Raw genomic sequence first — 25145 nt, 5'->3', positions numbered from 1 at the left:
CCATAGTTCACAAAATTTGTCAAAACTTTACATCCTCAGCTTCTCAAGCTTTAACCGCTTTACAACAAGACTTTCAAGTTTAAGAGAAAATTAGGGATTCTATCAATTTCATAGAAATTTTGATTTAGTAAACGAAGAGACAATCTTATATGTCACTCCTCATTTAATAGGCCACTCCTTGACAACCAAGAGCATTATTACAGCAGTTCCAGTCCTTCAATTAACAGCAACTTACAATCAAGTAGAGGACGAACTCGCTGAAGCGACAACAGACCTATTTCTTAGTCATATTCACTAAAAAATCCCCGCCAATTCCCCGACCAAAATCCGAAAAATATCGAAAAATGATTTTTAGAATAGTCCCCAAAAGCCTGAAATAGAGCCAAAAAACTTCACTTGATTAGGCGACTCCCGACTTTAGCACTTATGTGATATAATATTTACGGCACTGCTACACCGCCTACGAAGGGAGATGAGATAGCCCATGATGGAATTAGTACTCAAAACTATCATCGGACCAATTGTGGTCGGTGTCGTTCTTCGTATAGTCGATAAATGGCTAAACAAGGACAAATAGTGTCAAAAAAGACCTCAAGCTTATTTGGTCGTGAGCTTGGGGTCTTTTCTAGCCTATGATATAGAACTAGTACTCAATTCCTTTTTATTATCCCACAGTTCACAAAATTTGTCAAAGGTTTATATTCTCATCTACTCAACTTGTCCAACTTTAGAATCTGTCCAATAAATTTTTCAAGGTTAAGCGAAAGTTATCGGAAAATGATGTTTAAAATAGTCCCCAAAAGCCTGAAATAGAGCCAAAAAACTCCACCTGATTGGGTGACTCCTGAGTTTAGCACTTATGTGGTATAATATTATACGGCACTTCTACACCGCCTACGAAAGGAGGTGAGATAGCCCATAATGGAACTAATCCTTAAAACTATCATCGGACCGATTGTGGTCGGTGTCATCCTTCGATTAGTCGATAAACGGCTAAACAAAGATAGATAGTGTCAAAAAAGACCCCGAGCTTAATGTGGAAGTTAGCTTGGGGTCTTTTCTAGTCCATGATATAGAACTAATCCTTAATTCCTCTCCATTATCCCACAGTTCACAAAATTTGTCAAAACTTTACATCCTCAGCTTCTCAAGCTTTAACCGCTTTACAACAAGACTTTCAAGTTTAAGAGAAAATTAGGGATTCTATCAATTTCATAGAAATTTTGATTTAGTAAACGAATAGACAACCTTACATGTCACTCCTCATTTAATACGCCACTACTGGACAAGCAAAATCATTATTACAGCAGTTTCAGTCCTTCAATTAACAGTCGCTTACAATCAAATTGAGTTTGAACTTGCTGAAGCGACAACAGACCTATTTCTTAGTCATATTCGCTAAAAAAATCCCCACCAAAATCTCAAAAAGTCCCCGCCAATTCCCCGACCAAAATCCGAAAAATACCGAAAAATATCGAAAAATGATTTTTAGAATAGTCCCCAAAAGCCTGAAATAGAGCCAAAAAACTCCACCCGATTGGGTGGAGTTAAGGGAGATTATTATGAAAAAGAAAAGTTTAGGATTTTATTAAATAAAGTTAGGAGGTCTTTATTTAATAACTATATGATACAAGACAAAGCTTAAAACTAGCTTAACTTTTCTCAAATTCTAGCATTTTTTAAAAATTTCTATCAGCATCACATCACCCCACAAAAAAGCCACCTGATTGGGTGACTTCATTAGGAGATTATGATGAAAAAAAGTTTTAGGATTTCATTAAATAAAGTTAGGAGGTCTTTATTTAATGACTATATGATACTAGACCATCCTTAAACTTTGCTTAAGAAAAAACAAGTTTTGTTATTTTTCTCGATTCGTCCAAATCATTCCTGTACAGTCATAGGTGGATAAGATTTCAAAGCCCATAGAACGATAAAATCCCACGTTTTTTTCTGTCTCTTCTGTCACCAGCTGGACTTGATAGGCCTCTTTAAAATTTTCTAAAGCCTCTTTCATCAAGGAGCTACCAATCCCTTGGCGCTGATAGCTAGGCAAAACAATCAAATCCTGTACAAAAACTGATGAAAAACCATCTCCAACCAAACGAATCAAGCCCACTACAGCATCACCATCAAGTGCCAGATAAATTACTAATGAATGAGACAAGGCCTTCTCCAGCATCTGAGGTTGATGGGTATAATTTGTCCAACCGACTGCCTGATAGAGATGCAAAATATCCTCTAGCTTGACAATTTCTTGCTTTCTAATAGTTATCATGTCATCACCTCTTAGAATTCTCTCAAGCTCTTGTACTGCCGCCCATTTTTATCAAAATTTTCAGGAGCCAACCATGTTTCCAAACGAGCTTTGACTTTTGGCCAGTCCTTATCAATCATAGACAACCAATCCGTATCCCTCGTACGCCCCTTATAAATCACTGCCTGACGGAAGGTTCCTTCATAAATAAAGCCCAAACGTTCCGCTGCTCGTCTTGATGGCAGATTAAGAGAATCACATTTCCACTCATAGCGACGATAGTGGAGTTCTTCAAAAACATAGCGAGCCAGAAGATACTGAGCCTCTGTCCCTATACGTGTTCCCCTGAGCTCTGGAGAAAAAGTGACAGCTCCCACTTCTATCACTCGGTTATTCTGATCAATGCGCATGAGAGAAAAAGTTCCCAAAGCCTTACCAGTTGCCTTGTCTATGATTGCATAGTAAAAACGGTCCTTACGAGCCAACATCTTATTTAAAAGGCTGACCAGTTCCTCCATGTCTGCCACTGGTTCCTGAAAAAGATAGGTCCACATCTCCCGAGGAGTATCCGGACCATAAACAGCTAGCAAATCCTCCGCATGTTTTTCCACTGAAAGAGCCTCTATTCGAGCATAACGCCCTTCTAAGAAATCAATAGCAGGTAATTTACCAGACGTGTGACCGACTAAAGACTCGCCAATTATCTGACCATATTCATTTACTGGCATAGCATTCTCCTTATTCACTTATTGAATATAGTATAACATATCTCAATGAAAATTTTAGGAAACACTTGGTTTTCGCTTCAACAATGCAAACTCCTCTTATAAGCCTCCATTTTATAGAGGAATAATCAAGTATGGAAACAAGTGAGTTAATGCACCCTTGTACTTCTCTCTATTTTTTGCTGTTTGTATTCAAATTTCTCTTGTTTTAGTGTTTGCTTTTGTATACTGAACTACCAACTAAAACTGTATTTTTATCTTAGTTGAGACTATTATAGTACGGTTCAGCACTATCTACAAATTTTTCAGATGTGTATCAAAAAAATTTATCGTAGCAAACCAAGAGTCTACACTTTCTTTCATTAATAAGCGCCAATCTTTTCGATAACGATGATTCGGTTGATAAGCAACCGTCAACATATGCCCTGTTTCATGGTATTTTTTAAACAAAATGGATTCCCCTTTATAATGTGAAATGATATCATCTATCGCGGATGATGCATTCCATATTTCATCAACATCGCTTCCTAGTAATAATAAAGGAGAGGAAATTTTACTCACATCAATCTGAGCCCTACTATCTTCAGGAATATGTTTTCCAAAAAACTTGTTTAACAAATAATCTCCTAACTGAAATTTTTGATAAGGAAGTTCCTTTTGTAAATATGTCCAAGAAGATGAATTAGAATTGAGTTTTCCCTTTATTCCCTCAAATATTACATTTGAGGGAGAATTGAGTACTAAACATTGCACATCATCCAAAATACTTTGTCCAGCCAGAACAAGCTCTGCTCCTTTAGAGCGACCATATATTCCTATTTTTGTATTATCAACTTGAGGATGATGGTATAGAAAATCTTTCGCTTCTTCCAGACATTCTATTGGAATTCGTTCTAAATTTTGGGGTAATCCCTCTAAACCAAAATAAGCTATTGCAAGACAAATATAGCCTCTTGAAGATAAAAGTTGGGCAATATTCTGAGCTTTTTCAATTCTTCCCTCACTACCGCTAACAATAATCACGGCTGGCGCCCTTCTTAACTTTTCATCATAAAATAATCGACCTTGAAAATGCTTGTCATAGATATCTTGATATCTTACTCCCAGATTCATATAACGCCTTACAAAACTTTGCTCCGCGACCACATCTTTCCCCAGCTTGATTTTAATTTCAACACCAAAACAATCTCGCAATGGAATTCTATCAAGAGAACTAGGTAATCTCCTTTTCCTATTCTTTAACGGCTTTGCATTAAAGAATAAGCCCATTTCTGAAACCCCTTTATAAGATCCTGAAATAGATGCTGTCTGAGAGGTATCAATCATACCGTCCTGATCAGATAAAAAAATGGCAGTTGATTTCCACATAACATCATGATCTAAAAGTAAGGGAGCATTTATACAGTAATAATCAGACAGGTACATTTCTACACAATACCTTGTCCTTGGGTCTAAACCATTGATAGTAATATAAAAAGATTCATCTGCTAAGTCAGTTTGTGAAATTAGTTCAATGTTTACAGTCATACCTTCTCCTTTTTGTTAATATACTTAACAACTAAATTTAAAACTTACCGCGACTTTTACCACGGTAATTCTCCCCACACCTTTTCAATATCATCCATCAATTTCACAACTGTTTGAAGTTCCACCTCGCTATAGTTGTTTAAAACTGAAAAGACCGATTTTTCAATATGTGCTTGTTGCTCCTTATGGATTTTAAAAATTTCGATGCCTTTTTCAGATAATCTCAAATATTTATTTTTCCCATTATTCGGATCAAAATCAAAAACAACTAAATTTTTTTGAATCAATCTCCTAACACTTTGAGTTATTGCACTTCTTGAAACTTCTAATAATTCAGATAATTTTACTAGATTTAAGGGCTGATTTTTCCCAATCACAACAATCAAATGTACCTCATTCAACGTAATGGATTTGTCAACACCACTTTTATGTTGATTTTTTTTTAACTCTTCAAACGCTAAAATAAACCTATTGAAACGATTATTAAATGCAATAAATTCTTTTTTATCCATAATCTCTCTTTCTTTTGTTAACCATGTTAACAAAATAGAAACTTCCTGTCAAATAAAAAATCCTCCAGATTCTACTCTGAAGGATTCCTATCTTATTTCACAACAATATTAACCAATTTAGTTGGCTTCAATAGTCCAGTGGACTATTGAAGGTGGCAGATAGAGCTAATAAACTCGTTATTTAACGACGATATTAACGAGTTTGTTAGGTACACTAATCACTTTCACGATTTCCTTACCATCAATTTCTGCTTTGACTTTTTCATCCGCTAGAGCAATTTCTTGCAATTCTTCGCGTGATAGGTCTTTGGCTACCATGAGTTTAGCACGAACTTTTCCTTTGATTTGGACAACGATTTCGATTTCGTCTTCAACTAATTTGCTTTCATCCCAAGTTGGCCAAGCTACATAAGAGATAGATTCTCCTGTTGCTGCAAGAGTTTGCCAGAGCTCTTCTGCCAAGTGAGGTGCAAATGGTGCAATCAATTGGATAAATCCTTTGGCATAGTCCACATAGAGTTCGTCTTCCTTATTAGCCGCATTAACAAAGACCATAAGTTGGGCAATGGCTGTGTTGAATTTCAATGATTCGATTTGCTCTGTGACAGCTTTGACTGTTTCGTTGTAAACCTTGTCAAGAGCGCCATTGTTTTCCGCAAGGATTTCTTTACTTGTAATCAAACGGTAAACACGGTCAAGGAATTTACGGCTTCCTTCCAGACCTTCTTCTGACCAAGCAATCGAAGCATCAAGTGGTCCCATAAACATTTCATAAACACGAAGGGTATCGGCACCGTATTGTTCTACCACATCGTCTGGGTTAACAACGTTCTTGAGCGATTTAGACATCTTGGCTGGCGCTTGCTCTAACTCTTCCCCTGTTTCCACATGGAAGAAGGAACCGTCACGTTTTTCAACCTTATCGGTTGCCACAAGAGCGCCACGGTGGTCACGGTAACTTGTTCCCAAAATCATTCCTTGGTTAAAGAGTTTTTGGAATGGTTCCTTAGTTGGAACGACACCGAGGTCATAGAGGAATTTATGCCAGAAACGAGCGTAGAGCAAGTGAAGTACAGCATGCTCTGCACCTCCCACATAGATATCTACTGGCAACCATTGTTTAAGAAGGTCCTCATCAGCCAATTTCTCCGTATTCTGTGGGTCAATATAGCGGAGGTAGTACCAGCTTGAACCTGCCCATTGTGGCATAGTGTTGGTTTCACGACGACCTTTGACACCATCTGCACGAGTCACTTCAAGCCAATCTGTCAAGTTAGCCAATGGACTTTCCCCTGTACCTGAAGGGCGGATGTCCTTGGTTACAGGCAAGACAAGTGGCAATTCATTTTCAGGAATAGCTGTTGAAGTTCCATCTTCCCAATGAATGATAGGAATCGGCTCACCCCAGTAACGTTGACGGCTAAAGAGCCAGTCGCGGAGACGGTAAGTAACCTTCTCTTGTCCACAGCCTTTTTCTTCCAACCAAGCCACAATCTTGGCAATAGCGTCTTCTTTGTTGAGACCATCTAGGAAGTCTGAATTGACATGAAGGCCATCTTCTGTGTAGGCAGCTTCTGCTACATTTCCACCTTCAAGGACTTCGACGATTGGAAGATCAAATTGTTTGGCAAATTCCCAGTCACGTTGGTCGTGGGCTGGCACAGCCATTACCGCACCTGTACCATAGCTAGCAAGGACGTAGTCGGCAATCCAGATTGGAATTTCCTTACCATTGACAGGGTTGATGGCATAAGCACCAGTCCAAACTCCTGTTTTTTCCTTAGCAAGGTCTGTACGAGCCAAGTCAGACTTGAGGCTAGCTTGGTGTTTATAGTCAGCTACTGCTTCTGCTTGCTCTGTGCTTGTGATAGCATCTACTAGTTCATGCTCAGGAGCCAAAACGGTGAAAGTCGCACCGAAAAGAGTATCAGGACGAGTAGTAAAGACTGTGAATTCCTTGTCTGTTCCTTTTACTTTGAAAGTTACATTGGCACCAGTTGACTTCCCAATCCAGTTGCGTTGCATGTCCTTGATAGACTCTGGCCAATCAAGTTCATCTAAGTCATTGAGCAAGCGCTCTGCGTAAGCCGTGATTTTGAGCATCCATTGGCGCATTGGTTTGCGGACAACTGGATAGCCTCCACGCTCAGATGTTCCGTCAGGAAGCACTTCTTCATTGGCAATGGCAGTTCCCAATTCTTCCACCCAGTTTACTGGCACTTCCGCTTCATAGGCCAAGCCTTTTTCGTAAAGCTTGGTGAAAATCCATTGCGTCCACTTGTAGTAGTTTGGATCTGTTGTATTGACTTCACGATCCCAGTCATAAGAAAATCCAAGCGCATTGATTTGGCGTTTGAAGTTAGCAATGTTCTCAGCTGTAAATTCTGCTGGGTCATTACCAGTATCCATAGCATATTGCTCTGCAGGCAAACCAAAGGCATCCCAACCCATTGGGTGAAGGACATTGTAGCCTTGCGCACGTTTGTAACGGCTGAGGATATCGGTCGCTGTGTAGCCTTCTGGGTGTCCTACGTGCAATCCAGCTCCAGACGGGTAAGGGAACATGTCAAGTGCATAAAACTTAGGTTTTGAGGCATCTGTTCCTGTCTTAAATGTATGATGTTCTGCCCAGTAGCTTTGCCACTTAGGCTCAATTTCTTTATGATTGTAAAAACTCATGGTCTCTCTCCAATTTTGTGATGTTACTATTATACCATTTTTGAGGGAATTTGAAATGTGTTAAAAGAAAAAACTATATACTGTATTTCATCAATTTTGATGACTATGAATTACTCTATCTCCCACTTTTTTATCTTATTGTTATACGGGAAATCAAAGAGCCAAATAAGAAGCTTATCTCTTATAACACAAAATACTAATTTTAGACCGAAGATACGACTGGAATGCTAATTAATGTATTTATAGTAAATAGCCGACAACCTGTGTCGCTTTTTAATTTATGAAGAACGTAGAATTCAATACGAGAATCAATAAAAGACTACCATTTGGAAAACAGTAGTCCTTATTGTTTATTTTGAATTTACATAGGCGTCTACAGCTATGATAGCTTGAGCAACATCTGAAGGCGAAATCTTAAACGGCATCTGATGGATTGTCTCACCCTCCATAGTTGCTTGTTTACCAACTTTTATTAAATCATCATATCCAACTTGATCTAAATGCATTTCTTTTAGAGTTGTTGGCATACCAATTTTTTTGTAAAACTCAATATACTTATCAAGTTCTTCTTTAGGTCTATTTTCCAATAATAGTTGTACCAAAGTTCCATAAGCTACTTTTTCACCATGTGTTAAATGATGTATGTCACCTGTCAATGCAGTAAAACCATTATGAATTGCATGCGCCGCAGCCAATCCTCCACTTTCAAAACCTAGGCCACTCAATAAAGTATTAGCTTCAACAATATTTTCTAATGCTGGTGTCACAACTTTAGCTTCACAAGCCGCCATGGCCTGTAAACCATCTGCGAACAGCGTTTCTTCACATTTTTTCGCAATTGCAACTCCAGCCAACGTTTGTTGTTGTCCTAACATAGTTTTTCCATTTGCCTGCATAACTGCACGCGCCTCAACCCACGTTGCTAAACCATCTGCAATACCAGACGCTAATAAACGCTTAGGAGCTTGTGAAATAACTTTTGTATCAACCAAAACTAAATCTGGATTTTTAGAATAAAATAGATAATGATCAAATGCACCTTCATCTGTATAAATAACAGATAAAGCAGATACAGGTGCATCGGTCGATGCAATTGTTGGAGCAATAATAACAGGCTTTTCAATCAAATCTGCAATAGCTTTTGCGCTATCAATCGTCTTTCCCCCACCAAGACCGATAATACTATCACAATTTTCTTTCTCAGCTAAGGCAACAACTCGATTGATTTCATTGTCAGAAGCTTCACCATTAAACTGGGCTAGAACAATATGGAAACCATACCTATGTAGGTAATCTTCAAATCGTTTTCCAACAATATCATAAACCAACTGATCGCATAATAGAATCGGACGATTTCCCAAATCCAATATTGATTTGGCATTTTCGAACAAGGCATTTTCCCCTTGAATATATCTCGAAGGACTAGCAAAAATTCTCATGTTTGTTTCCTCTCTATCTAAATGGAACGACTATTTTGAGTAACAAACCAGTCGTCAGAAAAGTCATCAACCGCCTTTTGGATAGATGGCATGGCGAAAGCTGATTCAAAAACATCTGCTCCTGCTGTAACAGCATGCGCACCTGCAGCTAAAGCATTATTTACTTGTGCTACATTTTTAAAGGATGCAGCTAAAATCTTACTAGGAGAGTTCTGTCTATCAATAGAAAGAGCTAATTGACGAATGACAGAATTTGAATCAATGTTCAGATTTTCCATTCTATTATAATATGGAGCTAGGTAATCGGCTCCTGCTTCGATAGCTAATAATCCCTGAATAACTGTATAAATAGCTGTTGCAGTGATATGGTAGCCCTCTTTTTTTAGCACCTTTATTGCACGTAATCCAGCCGGAGTAACAGGTACTTTGATAAATATATCATCTCCTGCTTGTCTACGAATTTCATGAGCATCCTTTAAGATGCCTTCAAAATCTTGAGAAATCACCTGAACATGAATAGAGGGTGCAGAGCCAATCAATTCTCTCACATCTTTGATTCGTTCAAAAAAATTAATAGAACCCTCTCTTTTTGCAATAGTGGGATTTGAAGTTACCCCAGCTAGCGGTAAAATTTCAGACCATTTTTTAATCTCATCTAAATTTAATGTGTCAAGCATAAATTCCATAAAAAGAACCTCTTTATTTTACAATGTATGCTCAGTACGTCCTATAATATCATCTTGGGTTGCCTTAGAAAGAACATTGAAGAATGCAGAGTATCCTGCAACACGAACAATTAAATCTCTGTGTTTTTCAGGATGTTTCTGAGCGTCAATCAACGTCTCTCTGGAAACAACATTGTATTGAATATGGTACCCATGTAAACGATTAAAGAATGTTCGTAACAAAGCAATTAGTTTTAATTTATCTTCTTCTTTGGCTAAGGTTTGAGGATTTACTTTCTGATTTAAGAGAACCCCACCTACGATTTCATCTGTTGGTAATTTTGAAACAGATTTTAAAACAGATGTAGGGCCGTGTTGATCCATATTATGTGATGGTGAACAACCCTCTGCTAACGGTGTACCCGCGTTGCGTCCATCTGGCGTTGCTAATGTTCCACGTCCCTGTCCTACGTTGGCTGAGATAGAAGATGTTCCTGAATAACGAATCCCTCCAATAGGACCTCTTCCATAACGTGTATTAGGATATTTAGCAATTTCATCAACATAAATGTCATAAGCAGCAGTAACCAATTTGTCAGCATAATCATCATCATTACCGTACTTAGGTGCATCATGAATCAACATTTCTTGAATGACCTTACCTTCTTCTCCGGCATAATCTGTTTCCAGTGCATGCCAAAGCTGACTTGGGCTTATACGTTCTTCCTCAAATACCAATTTTTTAATTGCAGCTAATGAATCCGACAAATTTGCAATTCCAACTTGCAAACCTGATATATAATCATATACTGCTCCACCTTCTTTCAGGTGTTTTCCACGACCAATACAATCATCAGTCAATGCTGAACATAGAATATCAGGAACTTCTCGTTCCAATGATAAATCAATAGAATTTTCAACAATAACACTCATTCGTGTCAAATATCTTAGTGTTTTATCCCAAGCATTTTCTAATTCAGAAAAGTTCTTCATATCCTTAAAATGACCAAAGCTTGGTGCAAACCGTTTACCCGAAGCCGGATCAATTCCATCATTCATCGTGATAAGTAGAACCTTAGGGAAGTTCATATAACTCATACCTGTGCAACGATAGCCCCATTTTCCTGGAACTGCCGTTTCAACACATCCAATGGCGCTGTAATCATAGGCATCATCTTCCAATACTCCTTTTGCAATAAAAGAAGGAATAATAATCTCATCATTATTAAATGCAGGCATACCAAAACCAAGTTTCATCACTTCAATACAATCATTCATGAAACGAGCATCTAAACCTGCATGGTAACGTACAGTTAGATTAGGTTGCGGTAGATGAGTTTGTGCAACTGATTTTAATACCAAATAAGATAATGGGTTAACAGCATCCTTCTTATCTCGAGTCTGTCCACCAATTGTAACATTTTGATATAAAGGACTTCCTGCTGAAGAAAATGTATGTGCTTGACTGCGAACCTTATTAATTGTAATTGTCTTAATCCAAAGATTTGTTAGACGTTCAACAATGCTATCTTCTGTTTCTTTACCACTTTCTAAATCAGCCTTCATATATGGATACATATATTGATCAAAACGGCCATATGAAAGAGAGTGGCCATTAGATTCAATTTGTAAAATACATTGAATAAACCAAACTGATTGAATAGCTTCTGCAAAAGTAGTTGCTGGTTCATATGGGACTCGAGAGCAAATATCTGCAATCTCAAGTAATTCTTTCTTACGTTTAGGATTTGCATTTTCGGCTAAACTTTTAGCAAGTTCAACAAAGCGATTTGCATATACTTTAATAGCATCTATTACGATAAATATAGAGTCGTAAAAATGATATTTATCAATACTTGCTGGATCTGTTAAATCTAGCGCTGCTTTCGCTTTACGAGCCCGCTCTTCAAAACCTCTTAAACCAAATTGCAACAGTTTCTGATAGTTAACTGCTAAATGAGCATCTCCAGAATTCATCTTACCTTCCATACCGAAGAATCCTGTTTCCATATAAACAGACACTTCTTCAGGTAACAAGGCACCAGCTCTAGCACGTAAATTATTATTTTCCCAAAACGGAGCAATACTTCTAAGTTGTTCTTTTGTTTCTTCTGTAATATAGAAAACATCTCCATCACGCTTTTCAAAAAGATCCAACTCATTGAGAACAAATTCTAGCGTATATTCTGGAAAAATAGGAGCATCTTTATTGGAAGAAGCTTGATTTCCCGCAATCATAGATTCTTCTTCGATATAGATCGTCATATTTTCCAAAATTTCTTTCAGCATATAGGCGCGTTTTAGGACATTAGGTTGTTCCTTATATCGATCATAAGCGCGTGTTGCTAGAACTGCTCTTTCAGCATCAATATAAGGTTTTTTATTTAAAACATCTTCTCGATATTTGTTCATTCTTTCAGTAAGGCTACCAAAATATTCTGTCTTGATTGTCGTTCTTGCTACTTCTTTATTTACCATCGTAAGCACCTTTCTTTCGAAAATATTTTTGTTTCTTTCGAAAATATAATACCTAATTTTTTAGAGAATTTCAAGCTTTTAACTAGAAAAACTCTAACTCCCTAATTTTTAGCACAAATGTGTGAGTTTAACAGTAACACACAAATGCCTCTAAGATTGTTTGATTTCATTTTGGTAAGCTAAACGATCTTGTATCTTAAAGAATGGAAAATAAACCACTGTAGACATCGCCAATACTAATAACTGAGTTACAACACCTTGCCATCCACCAACCATAAATCCTGATATAATAGCTGGGGTGCTCCAAGGTAATGTAACTCCTGAAAATGGCTGCATGAAACCTGTTGCAATAGCTCCATATACTATAACAGCTGCAAGTACAGGAACAAGAATGAAAGGTACAAACATAACTGGATTCATGACAATCGGAAATCCAAATACAACTGGCTCATTTACGTTAAATATTGCTGGAAAAGCTGCTACTTTCCCTAACGCTTGGTACTGTTTAGATTTTGATGCAAAAAGCATCGCAACTACAAGTCCAAACGTAATCCCTGAACCAGATAGAATTAAAAATGAATCTAAAAATTGTTGAGTAACAATATGTGCACCATTTTCTAATGATAGATTCCCAGAGGCTAACATAGCTTTATTAGCATCAAGATTAGATAAAAGCAGAGCTGTCACTACTCCATTTACTACTGATTGTCCATGAACACCAAACCACCACAAAAATGATATAAAGAATGCAATTCCAATTGCACCATACAAAGATCCAGTTAAACCTTGCAATGGAACTTGAATAGCAGAATAAATCATTTCTATGAATGTTCCGCCATTAGTCAATGAGCTCGCTAAAATATATACAATCATAGAAAATAAGAAAATTACAAATGCTGGAATCATTGCTTCAAACTGTTTGGCAATAGCTTGTGGAACTTGTTCTGGCATCTTAATAACAATTTTTCTCTTTATAAAGAAGGTATAAATACTTCCTACTACCAAACCTATAATGATAGCACCGATAATCCCTTGACCTCCAAACCAAACTTTACTAATAGCGTCCCCAATCGCCTCACCTTGTTTAGGGATATAAGATGATCTTAGCAAAATAAAGAATGCAGATACAGATAGAACTCCAGCTGGTAAAGCCTCTACTCCGCTATTCTTAGCATAAGAATAGGCAATTGAAAAACAAGAAATTAGACCCATAATAGCAAAAGTTCCTGAATATACTTGCATAAACGGCTCTGTCCAATTAGCTCCAAAAACACTAGCAATGCTCTTATTTAATCCTTCAAACGGCAATTGTCCCATAATCAAGAATAAACTACCAACTACTGTCAATGGCAAAATTGCTAACATACCATCTTTTAGAGCTATAATACCACGCATATTCACAAACTTCATCATAGGTGCAATGATTTTTTGAACATCCATCTTTGCCATAATAAATCTCCTTTTCTTACCCACTAATCAAAGATAGGGCCAAATCTAATACTTTTTTCCCATCTAACATACCATAGTCCATCATCGGAATAACAGCTATCGGAACATCACACTTATCACAAATTTCTTTTGATTTATCTAATGTATAAGCAACTTGAGGCCCCAACAGTGCAACATCTAGACTTGGGGCATAATCCGCTAATTTAGACTGAGAAAACGCCTCTATTTCTGCTTCAACTCCACTAGCTTGCGCTGCAATTTTCATATTATTTACAAGCATACCAGTAGAAAATCCTGCTGCACAAAACAAACCAATCTTCACCATTATATTTTCCTCCTCTATGTTAATGCTCTAGTATTATTTTTTATGAAGTTCTTTTCTTAAACTAATAATTTCTTTGATTAAATTAATCTCCGTCATACTAGTCATGAGATGATCTTGTGAATGAACAAAGAGAGCTGTTATTTCTGTCTTTGTACCAGACGCTTCCTGTGCCAAGAATTTTGTTTGTAGATTATGGGCTTCTAATAAGGCGGCATCAGCTAACTGGATTTCTTCTTCACACCGTTCACATGTGCCGTTTTTTATGTAATCTAACGCTTTATAAATATGTTGTTTCGCATCGCCAGCATATAAAATTAAACCCATGATAATTTGATCTGGAACAATAATTTCCATAAATTCCTCCTCATTTCACTATGTAAAAAGCTTTTTTCATTTGAAATTTTAAAATTTTCTTTTGTAACTATAGAATACAACTACATAATAAAGTTGTCAATCTAAAAACAACAGATAAACTATTTTTATTTATTTAAGCACAAATGTGCAAATGATTAAAAATAAAAACGATAAACTGAATCAGTCTATCATTTTCACTCACATAAAATATTTCGAAAAGAAAAATCACCATCTTCTTCCAAAACTTTTAAAATTGTATTTTTATCTGTAATCAAATGATTTACTAAATTAGCACGCAAAACAGAAAGAATCGAAGATACTTTCGTATCACCGTAAGCAACAGCTAAACTTTGAGGAATATTTTTTAAATCTTCCAAAGAGATTGCTATCGTTCTTTCCTGTAAGTTTTCATAGACTTCTTTACCTTTTGAATCAAAAAATCGACAACAAATTTCTCCTACAGTTTTAACTTTGGTCAATTCTTTAAAGTCATCCTCTGTAAGCATGTCTAACCATTGATGTTTTCCTTTATTGCTAAAATCACCAATTCCGACTACAGCTATATCTAAATCTTTCCAACTATTTTTCAAATCTTCAAAATATCTTGATTGCAAAATACCATCTGCTAACAATTTATTTTCTTGCACAATCGTTGCATTCATAAATGTACACTCTCCATGAAATTTTCTAGACATTTCATAAATCAGTGTATTCACATGGTATTTAGCGTGTATGTGACTAGGACCACCTGCTAGAGGATAGAAGTGAACATTTCGGACACTTTTACTGTGAATTAAATCTACTAAATTACTTAAACTTTTCCCCCAAGAAAAGCCAATTTTCATATTATCATCAATTAGATTCCTAAGGACGCCTGCTGCAACTTGAGAAATTCTTTCAGATAAAATTGTTGGAGTATCATCAAATTCATTTGGAATAATTTCTAAACTTTCCAAACTGTATTTTTCTTTTACATAATTTTCCAACTTAAACATATTTGTATCAAAATTCTCTATTTCAATTTTAACAATTCCTGCATTCCTTGCTTCTGTTAACATTCTACTAATAGAGGTTCTATAAATTCCTAATTTTGCTGCTATTTGTGACTGATTTAAGTTTTCAATATAATACAGATAAGCAATTTTAGAGAGCAGTTTATTCCTATCTTGATTCATACACTTAACCTCTTACGAAACTACCTTAACCATTATCCCAGCATTTTCTAATGTAGCTATATTTTGTTTAGAAAGTTTTTCGTCTGTTATTACTTCATAGACTTGACTTAAAGCAAATCTTCTTACCGTACCCCTTTTATCAAATTTACTTGAGTCAGTTAGCACAATGACTTTATCCGACGCTGCTGAAATATATTGAACTACCTCACTGCGCATTAAATCTTTTCCTGTAAAGCCCATCTCTTTATCGTAGCCATCTGTCCCAACAAAAGCTTGACGCACATGAAAAGTCTGTATCATTTCTTTTAATAAAGGTCCTACGGTAACCTGTGAATCTTTCTGAAACTCTCCACCAAGAACAATAACACGACATGAATCATAACCTCTCACAAAATTTGCTATAAAAAATGAATTTGTTACAATAGTGACATTTCTTTTTTGCTTGCAAATTTCCTCAGCAAGTAAAGCACAGGTTGACCCAGATTCTATCATTATTGTTTCATTATCTGATACCAATTTTACTGCTTCTTGAACAATTTTTCTCTTAATTTCATAATTAATTGACAAGCGTACATTTAGATCATCTCCGCTATTTAATACAGCATAGCCATGCTCTCTGTGTAATAAACCTTTTGACTCTAATTTATCTAAATCTTTTCTAATCGTTACTTTCGATACATTTAATTTTTCCGATAATGTATTAACATCAATCTTTTCATATTCTGATACTAATTTAATAATTTGTTCCAATCTTTTCATTTTACACCTCCGTTTTATTCTACCAAAATAAAAAGCAAAAAACAACAAATTAAACTTTCGTTCGTAATTGTTTTTCTTTCGTTTTTGTGATAGGATAGAATTATAAAGAGGAGGAACTCTTATGGAAATATCTAAAGGAATTATTTTTAATATTCAACACTTTTCAATTCATGACGGTCCGGGTATTCGTACAACTGTTTTTTTAAAAGGATGTCCTCTGCGCTGTCCATGGTGTTCTAATCCTGAATCTCAAAGAATGAAACCTGAAAAAATGAAAGATGCTCAACGAGAAAAATTCACTTTAGTAGGTGAAGAAAAAACTGTAGAAGAAATTATTACAGAGGTATTAAAAGATAAAGAATTTTACGAAGAATCCGGTGGAGGTTTAACTTTATCAGGGGGTGAAATATTTGCTCAGTTTGAATTTGCTAAAGCCATATTAAAGTCAGCTAAAGAACATCACATACACACTGCCATTGAAACTACTGCCTTTGTTGATCATGAAAAATTTGTTGATTTAATCCAATATGTGGATTTTATCTACACAGACCTAAAACATTATAATTCTATAAAACATAAAAAAGTGACTGGGGTTTTTAATCAAATGATTATTAAAAACATTCATTATGCTTTTTCTCAACATAAAACGATTGTTTTAAGAATCCCGGTTATTCCTGATTTTAACAATAGTTTAGAGGATGCAGAAGAATTTGCTAAACTGTTTAACTCATTAAATATCGACCAAGTTCAACTACTCCCTTTTCATCAATTTGGTGAAAACAAATATCGTTTATTAAATCGGAAATATGAAATGGATGGAGTCAACGCACTTCATCCCGAAGATCTTATTGATTATCAAAAGGTATTTCTTAACCATCATATTAATTGTTATTTCTAGTTCATTTCCTTGAAATGCTCTAGCTATTTGCAGACAACAAGCATCTATAATACATACTTAACTTTTCAAAAGGTTTAGCTAAAAAATTTTAGCCAAACCTTTTCTATTTTACCTTGCTCTAGAATTTTTAAACTGCTATACTTATAACAGAAAACCCTTCCAAGGAGGTAGCGGATGTCTCATTCCTTTAAAAAATCTCTCCAAAAAGAAATTCTCCATAGAAGCTCTATCGCAGCTTTTATGACCTCTCTTTTACTACTCATTTTACTTTTTGGTTTTTCCTATTTTTTACAAAAGCAGCAACTCTCCAAAGATACGAAACAGATTGTCAAACAGGTTCAAGAAATGAAAGAAGCAAATAATGAGCTCCTGACTACCATGAACCATAAAATGATTCCTGAATTTTTGGACGGCAAACACACAGAGAGAGAAGTCTTTAGCTTATTTTACGAGACAAAAGCTAAATTAAAACTTAGTTCTGACCTCATTATTCTAAGCGATACAGGTGAATTACTATTTAGTACCAATCGAAATCATCAAGAAAGTATTTTATCACCCTACTATCTAAAACTACTCATTCAAAATCCTTCTCAAGATAAAGTGACAGAAAAAATTGCACTCTCTTCAGACAAGCAACATTACACACTCTTTATCAAACCACTACTTCAAAACCAACGAGTTAAGGCCTATACTATTGCTTTCGTAAATGAGAATGATTTCATCTCAAGTTTCCCAATGATCAATTCCAAATACATCATTACCGATAGCTTTGGAAATATGTTTTCCAACAATACAAATCAGTTTACTCGTTCCACTCTTGAAAAATTGGATGAAAAACTCCTACACTCTCGCACCCACTGGTATGCGAATGAACCGCTTATTGTTCAAAAAGAAAAAGTCAGTGCTATTTTTTCAATCTATACTTTTCAATCCTTCTTTCCCATTCCTAGCTTACTCGGCCTAGCCTCCGTCCTCACCTTATGTATATTCTTCCTCTACTTCTGGCAAGCAAGACGAATTGCTCATAAAATTGCCACACACAACGCTGTTCCTATTGAAAGTTTGGTTTACCAACTTCAAGAAATTCCTAAACAAGCAGAAAAAAGACTTTCTCTACAAACGGGTGATGAGTTTGAGTTTATGGCAGAAAAAATCAACAATATGTTGTACGAATTAGATCAACTTCATCAAAAAATGTTGACCATAGAAAAAGAAAAGTGGATTTTTGAAAGAAAAATGCTGGAAGCTCAGTTCAATCCTCATTTTCTCTACAATACACTTGAGACGATTAAAATCACTTCTTTAATGGATGCCACTCTCACACAAGACCTGATTCAAAACCTCACGCGCATTCTTCGCTACAGTATCACCGATTTAGAAAAAGAAACAACCATTTGCCAAGATTTAAAGATTATAGAGGATTACCTGATGATTCATAAGATTCGTTTCGAGCACTTTTCTTATGATATTGTCTGTCCAGAAACTGTTGATAATCAACCTATTCCTAAACTTTTCTTGCTTCCTCTAGTAGAAAATGCTATAAAATATGGGATGCAATACCGTATTGATCTTCATATAGATATCCAAATTACCTTGGAAGCAGATTCTCTGACTTTTTTAGTCAAGGATAACGCCGGAGGACTCACAAAACAAGAGCGACTCGCTATTTTAGACTCTTTAGAAAGCCCTCATACCCAGCATGGCATCGTTAACAGCTATAAACGATTGAGCAATTTCTTTTCTGATGTCCAGCTAGATTTAGGAGTCAATCGCCAAGGAGAAACTTGGGTCAAATTTATAACGAAAGGACTAACTCATGTTTAAGCTCATTATCGTAGAAGACGAACACCTCATTCGAAAATGGCTAGAGATTGCCGTAGACTACTCTGCCCTAGGTATCCAAGTCGTAGGAACTGCCAGTCACGGTCAAGAGGGAATGAAACTCATCCAAGAAAAAGAACCTCATATTGTCTTAACAGACATCACAATGCCAATTATGGATGCTTTTATGATGTTCGAAGCCACTCGTACTCTCTCCTATGAAAAAGTTATCTTATCAGGTTATAACGATTTTCAAAATGCTAAAAAAGCCATGCAATATGGAGCAGTTGATTTCTTATCCAAACCAATTGATACCAAGGAGTTGACAGAATGTCTTCAAAAAATTGTTTTGCGATTACAAGGTAGCACCTATCAAGAAACTCCTTTTTTAGAAGAATATCAAACTTTACTCACCTCTATCCAACAGGTTGATACACAAAACCAAATCATTCAACAAATTATTTCCTTTGTCCACAAGCATTATGCAGAGCATTTTACGATTGCGACTATTGCTGAAGCTTTAAACTATAGCGAAAGTTATCTATACAAGGTTATCAAAGAAGACTTCCCAATGACGTTAAATGAATATATCTTACGCTACCGCCTCAAGCAAGCTATAGATAAAATGGCTGAATCCCCTAATTCTCCCTTAAGCGATATCTCTGAACAAGTTGGATTTTCAGACTATAAATATTTTGCCAAAGTTTTTAAAAAGTATCTCCATATTTCTCCAAAAGAATTAAAACTCATGGATAAAAACCATTGATGTAAAAGGATTGCTCAACTCTATTGTAGCAATCTTTTTATTTTATACTTCCCATCGAAATACTATCCACAGTTCACCCATTCTTGCTCGAGACACCCATTTCCTATTTCTCGTTTTAGATTTCTTTAAGGTTTTTATTATATCCTGTAGAACTCTACAATTTAAAAACATTAACAATCTAGGTAGAGAAAATGTTCGTAAAAAAAGGAGATACTTATGAAAAAAATACTATTCTTTCTCTCTTGTGGCTGGATATTCCTTTCTTTATCAGGATGTTCTTCACCTATAGAAGCGGAAACTAGCGCTGAAAAAGATTCAGATAACACTTTGGTTGTCTACTCGCCTAACCCTGAAGACCTTATCGAAGAAACAATCCCAGCCTTCGAAGAAAAATATGGTATTAAGGTTGACTTAGTACAAGCCAGCACTGGTGAATTGTTCAAAAAAGCTGAGGCTGAAAAAGAATCCCCTGTAGCCGATGTCATTTTCGGAGGCTCCTACGCCCTCTTCTCTTCTAACGAAAATCTTTTTGAACCTTATATTTCTCAAGAGAACGACCAAATAATCCCTGAATATCAAAATAAAACTGGATTCTACACGCCTTATACACTTGATGTCAGTGTTATCATTGCCAATTCAGCTCTGACAAAAGATATTAAAATTGAAGGCTACAATGATCTACTCAATCCTAAATTAAAAGGAAAAATCGCTACTGCTGATCCAAGTAACGCATCTAGCGCCTTTGCTCAATTAACAAATATGCTTGTAGATCAAGGTGGATACGAAAGTGAACAAGCTTGGACCTATGTGAAAAATCTATTTACCCTAGTAGATGGAAAAATTGCATCTAGCTCTTCGAATGTTTATAAAGCTGTCGCCGATGGAGAAATGGCTGTAGGACTCACCTATGAAGATCCTGCCTTAAAACTCTTAAATGATGGAGTTGATGTAAAAGTTATTTATCCAAAAGAAGGTACCGTCTTTTTACCTGGTAACGCTGCTATCATCAAAAATGCCAAACACATGGACAATGCTAAGAAATTTATCGATTTCCTACTTTCACAAGAAATCCAAGATAAGCTAGGAACTGAAACAACAATTAGACCTATTCGTAAAAATGCTAAAACCAGTAAAAATATGAAGGCTATGACAGAAATCAATATTGCTACTGAAGATTCAGATTATGTCATTAAAAACAAATCTGCCATTCTTAAAAAGTACAATGATATTTTTACAGATATCCAATCTAAAAAATAACATTTGACTTTCTAATGATTAACTGTCAAACCCTACTATAAAATCAAAAGATTACTTCCGTTTTTGTAGAGAATTTTACTCTAATAGAATAGAATTATCGGTTTTAAAAACGCTTACATTATTTTACAATAAACTTAAATAACACAACGGAGGTATCCATCATGAAAAAGAAATGGATGTATTATGCTGCTTGCGGACTAGCTCTTTTTGGTCTTGCTGCTTGTTCTTCTAATGAATCTGCCGATGGCGGTTCATCTGATAAAGGAGACGGCGGTTCGCTAGTCGTTTATTCACCAAACTCAGAAGGTTTAATTGGAGCAACTATTCCTGCCTTTGAAGAAAAATATGGTATCAAAGTAGAACTGATTCAAGCTGGTACCGGAGAACTTTTCAAAAAACTAGAGTCAGAAAAAGAAGCTCCTGTAGCTGATGTCATCTTTGGTGGTTCTTATACACAATATGCTACCCACGGAGAACTCTTTGAAAACTATACTTCAAAAGAAAATGATAATGTTATCAAAGAATATCAAAACACAACTGGCTACTCTACACCTTATACACTAGATGGTAGTGTTTTAATCGTCAATCCTGATTTAACGAAAGGCATGAATATCGAAGGATATAGCGATCTTCTCAAACCTGAACTAAAAGGAAAAATTGCAACTGCTGACCCAGCAAACTCTTCTAGCGCCTTTGCTCAATTAACAAATATGCTACAAGCTCAAGGTGGTTACAAAGACGATAAAGCCTGGGCTTATGTAAAAGATCTCTTCACACTTATTGATGGTAAAATCGGTTCAAGTTCATCTGGTGTCTATAAAGCAGTCGCTGACGGAGAAATGGCTGTTGGTCTCTCTTATGAAGATCCAGCAGTTAAACTCTTAAATGACGGTGCTAACATCAAGGTAGTCTATCCAAAAGAAGGAACCGTCTTCCTACCTGCTAGTGCTGCTATCGTTAAAAAAGCGAAAAATATGGAAAATGCCAAGAAATTTATCGATTTTATTATCTCTCAAGAAGTACAAGATACACTTGGTACAACCACTACTAACCGGCCTGTTCGTAAAAATGCTAAAACAAGCGAAAATATGAAACCAATTGACAAAATCAAAACACTCACTGAAGATTATGATTATGTCATCAAGAATAAATCAGATATCGTTAAGAAATACAACGAAGTCTTTACAGATATCCAATCTAAACAGTAAAAGAGGTTCACTATGAGTGAGATCAAAATTATTAACGCCAAAAAAATCTACCACGATGTCCCTGTTATTGAGAATTTGAACATTACAATTCCAAAAGGAAGTCTCTTTACCCTTCTTGGACCCTCAGGGTGTGGGAAAACGACCCTTCTTCGTATGATTGCAGGTTTCAACAGTATCGAAGGCGGAGAATTTTACTTCGATGATACAAAAATCAATAATATGGAACCCAGCAAACGCAATATCGGGATGGTTTTCCAAAACTACGCTATTTTCCCACATTTGACTGTCCGAGATAATGTCGCTTTTGGTCTCAAGCAAAAGAAGGTTCCAAAAGAAGAATTGATCCAACAGACCAACAAGTATCTTGAACTCATGCAAATTGCTCAATATGCGGATCGAAAGCCTGATAAACTCAGTGGTGGACAACAACAACGTGTCGCCTTGGCACGTGCCTTAGCTGTTAATCCAAGTGTTCTCCTCATGGACGAGCCGCTCAGTAACCTAGATGCCAAACTTCGCTTGGATATGCGTCAAGCTATTCGAGAAATCCAACACGAAGTGGGAATTACAACCGTTTATGTGACCCACGACCAAGAAGAAGCCATGGCTATTTCAGACCAAATTGCTGTTATGAAAGACGGAGTTATCCAACAAATCGGTCGGCCAAAAGAACTCTATCATAAACCAGCTAATGAGTTTGTAGCAACCTTTATCGGACGCACAAATATTATCCCTGCTAATCTCGAAAAACGGAGCAACGGCGCTTATATCGTTTTTTCAGATGGCTATGCCCTTCGAATGCCAGCTCTTGATCAGGCTGAGGAGCAAGCTATTCATGTAAGTATTCGTCCTGAAGAGTTTATCAAAGATGAATCTGGAGATATTGAAGGAACTATTAGCGATAGCGTCTATCTTGGACTAAATACGGAGTATTTCATTGAGACAGGTTTTGCCTCAAAAATTCAAGTTAGCGAAGAATCAACTTTTGAAGAAGATCTACAAAAAGGCGATCGTATTCGTCTACGAATCAATACCCAAAAATTAAACGTCTTTTCTGCAGATGGTTCGCAAAACCTGATAAAAGGAGTCAACCATGGAACGTAAAAAACTAAATATTTGGACAGCCTCCTCTTTCTTCATCTTTCTTACCTATCTTGTCTTTCTGGTTTATCCTATCGTTACCGTGCTCAAGCAAGCACTCATACATGAAGGACAATTTTCACTAGCTAATTTTGTCACTTTCTTTGGTAAAGCCTACTACTCTGAGACACTTGTCAACAGTTTCAAGGTTTCCATTACCGCTACTGTCACTTCCTTAGTTGTAGGAACCCTATTAGCTTATCTCTTCTCTATGTATGACTTCAAGGGGAAGAAATTTCTACAAATATTGATTATCATTGCTTCCATGTCAGCTCCTTTCGTGGGAGCCTACTCCTGGATTCTCTTGCTGGGACGAAATGGGGTCATCACAAAATTCATGACAAATGCTCTTCATCTTCCAGCTATTGATATTTATGGATTCAAAGGAATTGTACTTGTCTTTACACTGCAACTATTCCCACTAGTATTTCTATACGTTGCTGGGACAATGAAAAGTATTGACAATTCTCTACTTGAAGCCGCTGAAAGCATGGGTTCCTTCGGATTTAAGCGTATCGTAACGGTTGTTTTGCCTCTCCTAGTTCCAACCTTACTAGCTGCTGCCCTACTTGTATTTATGAGAGCATTCTCAGACTTTGGAACGCCTATGTTAATTGGTGAAGGATATCGGACTTTCCCAGTCTTGATTTATACCCAATTCATTAGCGAAGTTGGAGGAAATTCTGCTTTTGCATCTGCTTTAGCCATTATGGCGATTATCATTGCCTTGGCAATTTTCCTTATCCAAAAACACATTGCAAACCGCTACAGTTTCAGCATGAATTCGCTCCATCCAATTGAGCCTAAAAAAACTACAAAAGGAAAAATGGCTGCCATTTATGCAACAGTTTACGGAATTATCTTTATCTCTGTTTTACCTCAAATCTACTTAATTTATACCTCTTTCCTAAAAACATCAGGTATGGTATTTGTCAAAGGTTATTCTCTAAACAGTTACAAGGTAGCTTTCAATCGTATGGGCTCTGCTATTTTCAATACCATTCGTATCCCTTTGATTGCCTTAGTCCTAGTTGTCCTATTCGCAACATTTATCTCCTACCTAGCCGTTAGAAAACGGAATTTGTTTACAAACTTAATTGACAGCCTCAGTATGGTTCCTTATATTGTACCAGGAACCGTTCTAGGGATTGCCTTCATTTCTTCCTTCAATACTGGTCTATTTGGAAGTGGATTTCTTATGATTACAGGGACTGCTTTCATCTTGATTATGTCTCTATCTGTCAGAAGATTACCTTATACTATTCGTTCATCTGTTGCTAGCTTGCAACAAATAGCACCAAGTATTGAAGAAGCCGCTGAAAGCTTAGGAAGTAGCCGTCTCAATACCTTTGCCAAGATTACAACTCCAATGATGCTATCTGGTATTATTTCTGGAGCCATCTTATCTTGGGTCACAATGATTTCAGAACTCTCTACTTCTATCCTCCTCTACAATGTCAAAACAAGAACAATGACTGTAGCTATTTATACAGAGGTTCTCAGAGGAAATTACGGTGTAGCCGCAGCCTTGTCAACTATCCTGACTGTTCTAACAGTAGCTTCCTTGCTCTTGTTCATGAAAATCTCTAAAAGCAACAGCATTACACTTTAGTTTTCCCCATCAAAAACAGCCGAAAGGATTACCCTCGGCTGTTTTTTCTTATCTTGATATTCCTATCAAATCCCTAGCTCATGGCAAGTAAGTCTAAAC

The 25145-nt window shown here is 36.4% G+C and carries 22 protein-coding genes; 9 read left to right on the top strand and 13 right to left on the bottom strand.

From position 1 onward, the window contains the following. The first annotated feature begins 484 nt into the window (after window positions 1-484). Entirely contained in the window at window positions 485-577 is a 93-nt protein-coding gene (locus tag DSY56_RS06720; protein ID WP_000970381.1) for a type I toxin-antitoxin system Fst family toxin, read from the top strand. 341 nt (window positions 578-918) lie between these two features. Further along, entirely contained in the window at window positions 919-1011 is a 93-nt protein-coding gene (locus tag DSY56_RS06715; RefSeq protein ID WP_112444613.1) for a type I toxin-antitoxin system Fst family toxin, read from the top strand. Between the two features lie 850 nt (window positions 1012-1861). Here DSY56_RS06715 and DSY56_RS06710 read toward each other — a convergent pair. From DSY56_RS06710 to DSY56_RS06650, 13 genes are all read right to left on the bottom strand, one after another. Beyond that, window positions 1862-2278, bottom strand: coding sequence for a GNAT family N-acetyltransferase (locus tag DSY56_RS06710; RefSeq protein WP_112444611.1), 417 nt, complete (start codon window positions 2276-2278; stop codon window positions 1862-1864). A gap of 11 nt (window positions 2279-2289) precedes the next feature. Beyond that, window positions 2290-2985 (bottom strand): GNAT family N-acetyltransferase, encoded by a 696-nt coding sequence (locus DSY56_RS06705; protein ID WP_112444609.1) that lies wholly within the window; start codon window positions 2983-2985, stop codon window positions 2290-2292. A 291-nt stretch (window positions 2986-3276) separates the two neighbouring features. After that, a complete protein-coding gene (locus DSY56_RS06700; RefSeq protein WP_112444607.1) occupies window positions 3277-4509 on the bottom strand; it encodes an acyl-CoA thioesterase/BAAT N-terminal domain-containing protein in 1233 nt (410 codons plus the stop codon). Window positions 4510-4565: 56 nt separating this feature from the next. Continuing rightward, on the bottom strand, window positions 4566-5021 hold the full coding sequence (locus DSY56_RS06695; protein WP_112444605.1) for a MarR family winged helix-turn-helix transcriptional regulator: 456 nt from the start codon (window positions 5019-5021) through the stop codon (window positions 4566-4568). 177 nt (window positions 5022-5198) lie between these two features. Further along, a complete protein-coding gene (gene leuS / locus DSY56_RS06690; RefSeq protein ID WP_112444603.1) occupies window positions 5199-7700 on the bottom strand; it encodes a leucine--tRNA ligase in 2502 nt (833 codons plus the stop codon). A 350-nt stretch (window positions 7701-8050) separates the two neighbouring features. Continuing rightward, window positions 8051-9139, bottom strand: coding sequence for a glycerol dehydrogenase (locus DSY56_RS06685; RefSeq protein WP_112444601.1), 1089 nt, complete (start codon window positions 9137-9139; stop codon window positions 8051-8053). 17 nt (window positions 9140-9156) lie between these two features. Beyond that, on the bottom strand, window positions 9157-9825 hold the full coding sequence (locus DSY56_RS06680; protein ID WP_112444599.1) for a fructose-6-phosphate aldolase: 669 nt from the start codon (window positions 9823-9825) through the stop codon (window positions 9157-9159). Between the two features lie 18 nt (window positions 9826-9843). Further along, the gene (locus tag DSY56_RS06675) at window positions 9844-12282 is read right to left on the bottom strand and encodes a glycyl radical protein (RefSeq protein ID WP_112444597.1); all 2439 of its coding nucleotides are present in this window, start codon (window positions 12280-12282) and stop codon (window positions 9844-9846) included. A 150-nt stretch (window positions 12283-12432) separates the two neighbouring features. Next, a complete protein-coding gene (locus tag DSY56_RS06670) occupies window positions 12433-13731 on the bottom strand; it encodes a PTS sugar transporter subunit IIC (protein WP_200832381.1) in 1299 nt (432 codons plus the stop codon). 16 nt (window positions 13732-13747) lie between these two features. After that, window positions 13748-14056 carry a PTS sugar transporter subunit IIB gene (locus tag DSY56_RS06665; RefSeq protein WP_112444594.1) on the bottom strand — a complete coding sequence of 103 codons (309 nt, stop codon included), beginning with the start codon at window positions 14054-14056 and terminating at the stop codon, window positions 13748-13750. Between the two features lie 33 nt (window positions 14057-14089). Further along, entirely contained in the window at window positions 14090-14410 is a 321-nt protein-coding gene (locus DSY56_RS06660; RefSeq protein WP_000402908.1) for a PTS lactose/cellobiose transporter subunit IIA, read from the bottom strand. A 194-nt stretch (window positions 14411-14604) separates the two neighbouring features. Continuing rightward, window positions 14605-15585: a sugar-binding transcriptional regulator gene (locus DSY56_RS06655; RefSeq protein WP_112444592.1), complete on the bottom strand. Its 981-nt coding sequence runs from the start codon at window positions 15583-15585 to the stop codon at window positions 14605-14607. A 12-nt stretch (window positions 15586-15597) separates the two neighbouring features. Beyond that, window positions 15598-16344, bottom strand: coding sequence for a DeoR/GlpR family DNA-binding transcription regulator (locus DSY56_RS06650; protein WP_000824973.1), 747 nt, complete (start codon window positions 16342-16344; stop codon window positions 15598-15600). 121 nt (window positions 16345-16465) lie between these two features. Between DSY56_RS06650 and DSY56_RS06645 the strand changes: the two genes are divergently transcribed. The 7 genes from DSY56_RS06645 (at window position 16466) to DSY56_RS06615 (ending at window position 25046) form a co-directional block, all read left to right on the top strand. Further along, window positions 16466-17242 (top strand): glycyl-radical enzyme activating protein, encoded by a 777-nt coding sequence (locus DSY56_RS06645; protein ID WP_112444590.1) that lies wholly within the window; start codon window positions 16466-16468, stop codon window positions 17240-17242. Between the two features lie 174 nt (window positions 17243-17416). After that, the gene (locus tag DSY56_RS06640) at window positions 17417-19066 is read left to right on the top strand and encodes a sensor histidine kinase (protein WP_112444588.1); all 1650 of its coding nucleotides are present in this window, start codon (window positions 17417-17419) and stop codon (window positions 19064-19066) included. Continuing rightward, the gene (locus tag DSY56_RS06635) at window positions 19059-19829 is read left to right on the top strand and encodes a response regulator transcription factor (protein WP_112444586.1); all 771 of its coding nucleotides are present in this window, start codon (window positions 19059-19061) and stop codon (window positions 19827-19829) included. The genes DSY56_RS06640 and DSY56_RS06635 overlap by 8 nt, the downstream gene beginning before the upstream one ends. 216 nt (window positions 19830-20045) lie before the next feature. Continuing rightward, window positions 20046-21086, top strand: coding sequence for an ABC transporter substrate-binding protein (locus tag DSY56_RS06630; protein WP_112444584.1), 1041 nt, complete (start codon window positions 20046-20048; stop codon window positions 21084-21086). A gap of 161 nt (window positions 21087-21247) precedes the next feature. Next, a complete protein-coding gene (locus DSY56_RS06625) occupies window positions 21248-22294 on the top strand; it encodes an ABC transporter substrate-binding protein (protein WP_112444582.1) in 1047 nt (348 codons plus the stop codon). Window positions 22295-22306: 12 nt separating this feature from the next. Continuing rightward, window positions 22307-23398, top strand: coding sequence for an ABC transporter ATP-binding protein (locus DSY56_RS06620; RefSeq protein ID WP_112444580.1), 1092 nt, complete (start codon window positions 22307-22309; stop codon window positions 23396-23398). After that, on the top strand, window positions 23388-25046 hold the full coding sequence (locus tag DSY56_RS06615; protein WP_112444578.1) for an ABC transporter permease: 1659 nt from the start codon (window positions 23388-23390) through the stop codon (window positions 25044-25046). Before DSY56_RS06620 ends, DSY56_RS06615 begins: the two co-directional genes overlap by 11 nt. Window positions 25047-25145 lie beyond the last annotated feature (99 nt).

The organism is Streptococcus sp. 596553, from assembly GCF_900411395.1.
GTDB classification, from domain to species: Bacteria; Bacillota; Bacilli; order Lactobacillales; family Streptococcaceae; genus Streptococcus; species Streptococcus mitis_BA.
This window is presented reverse-complemented; position numbering and strand designations above follow the sequence as displayed.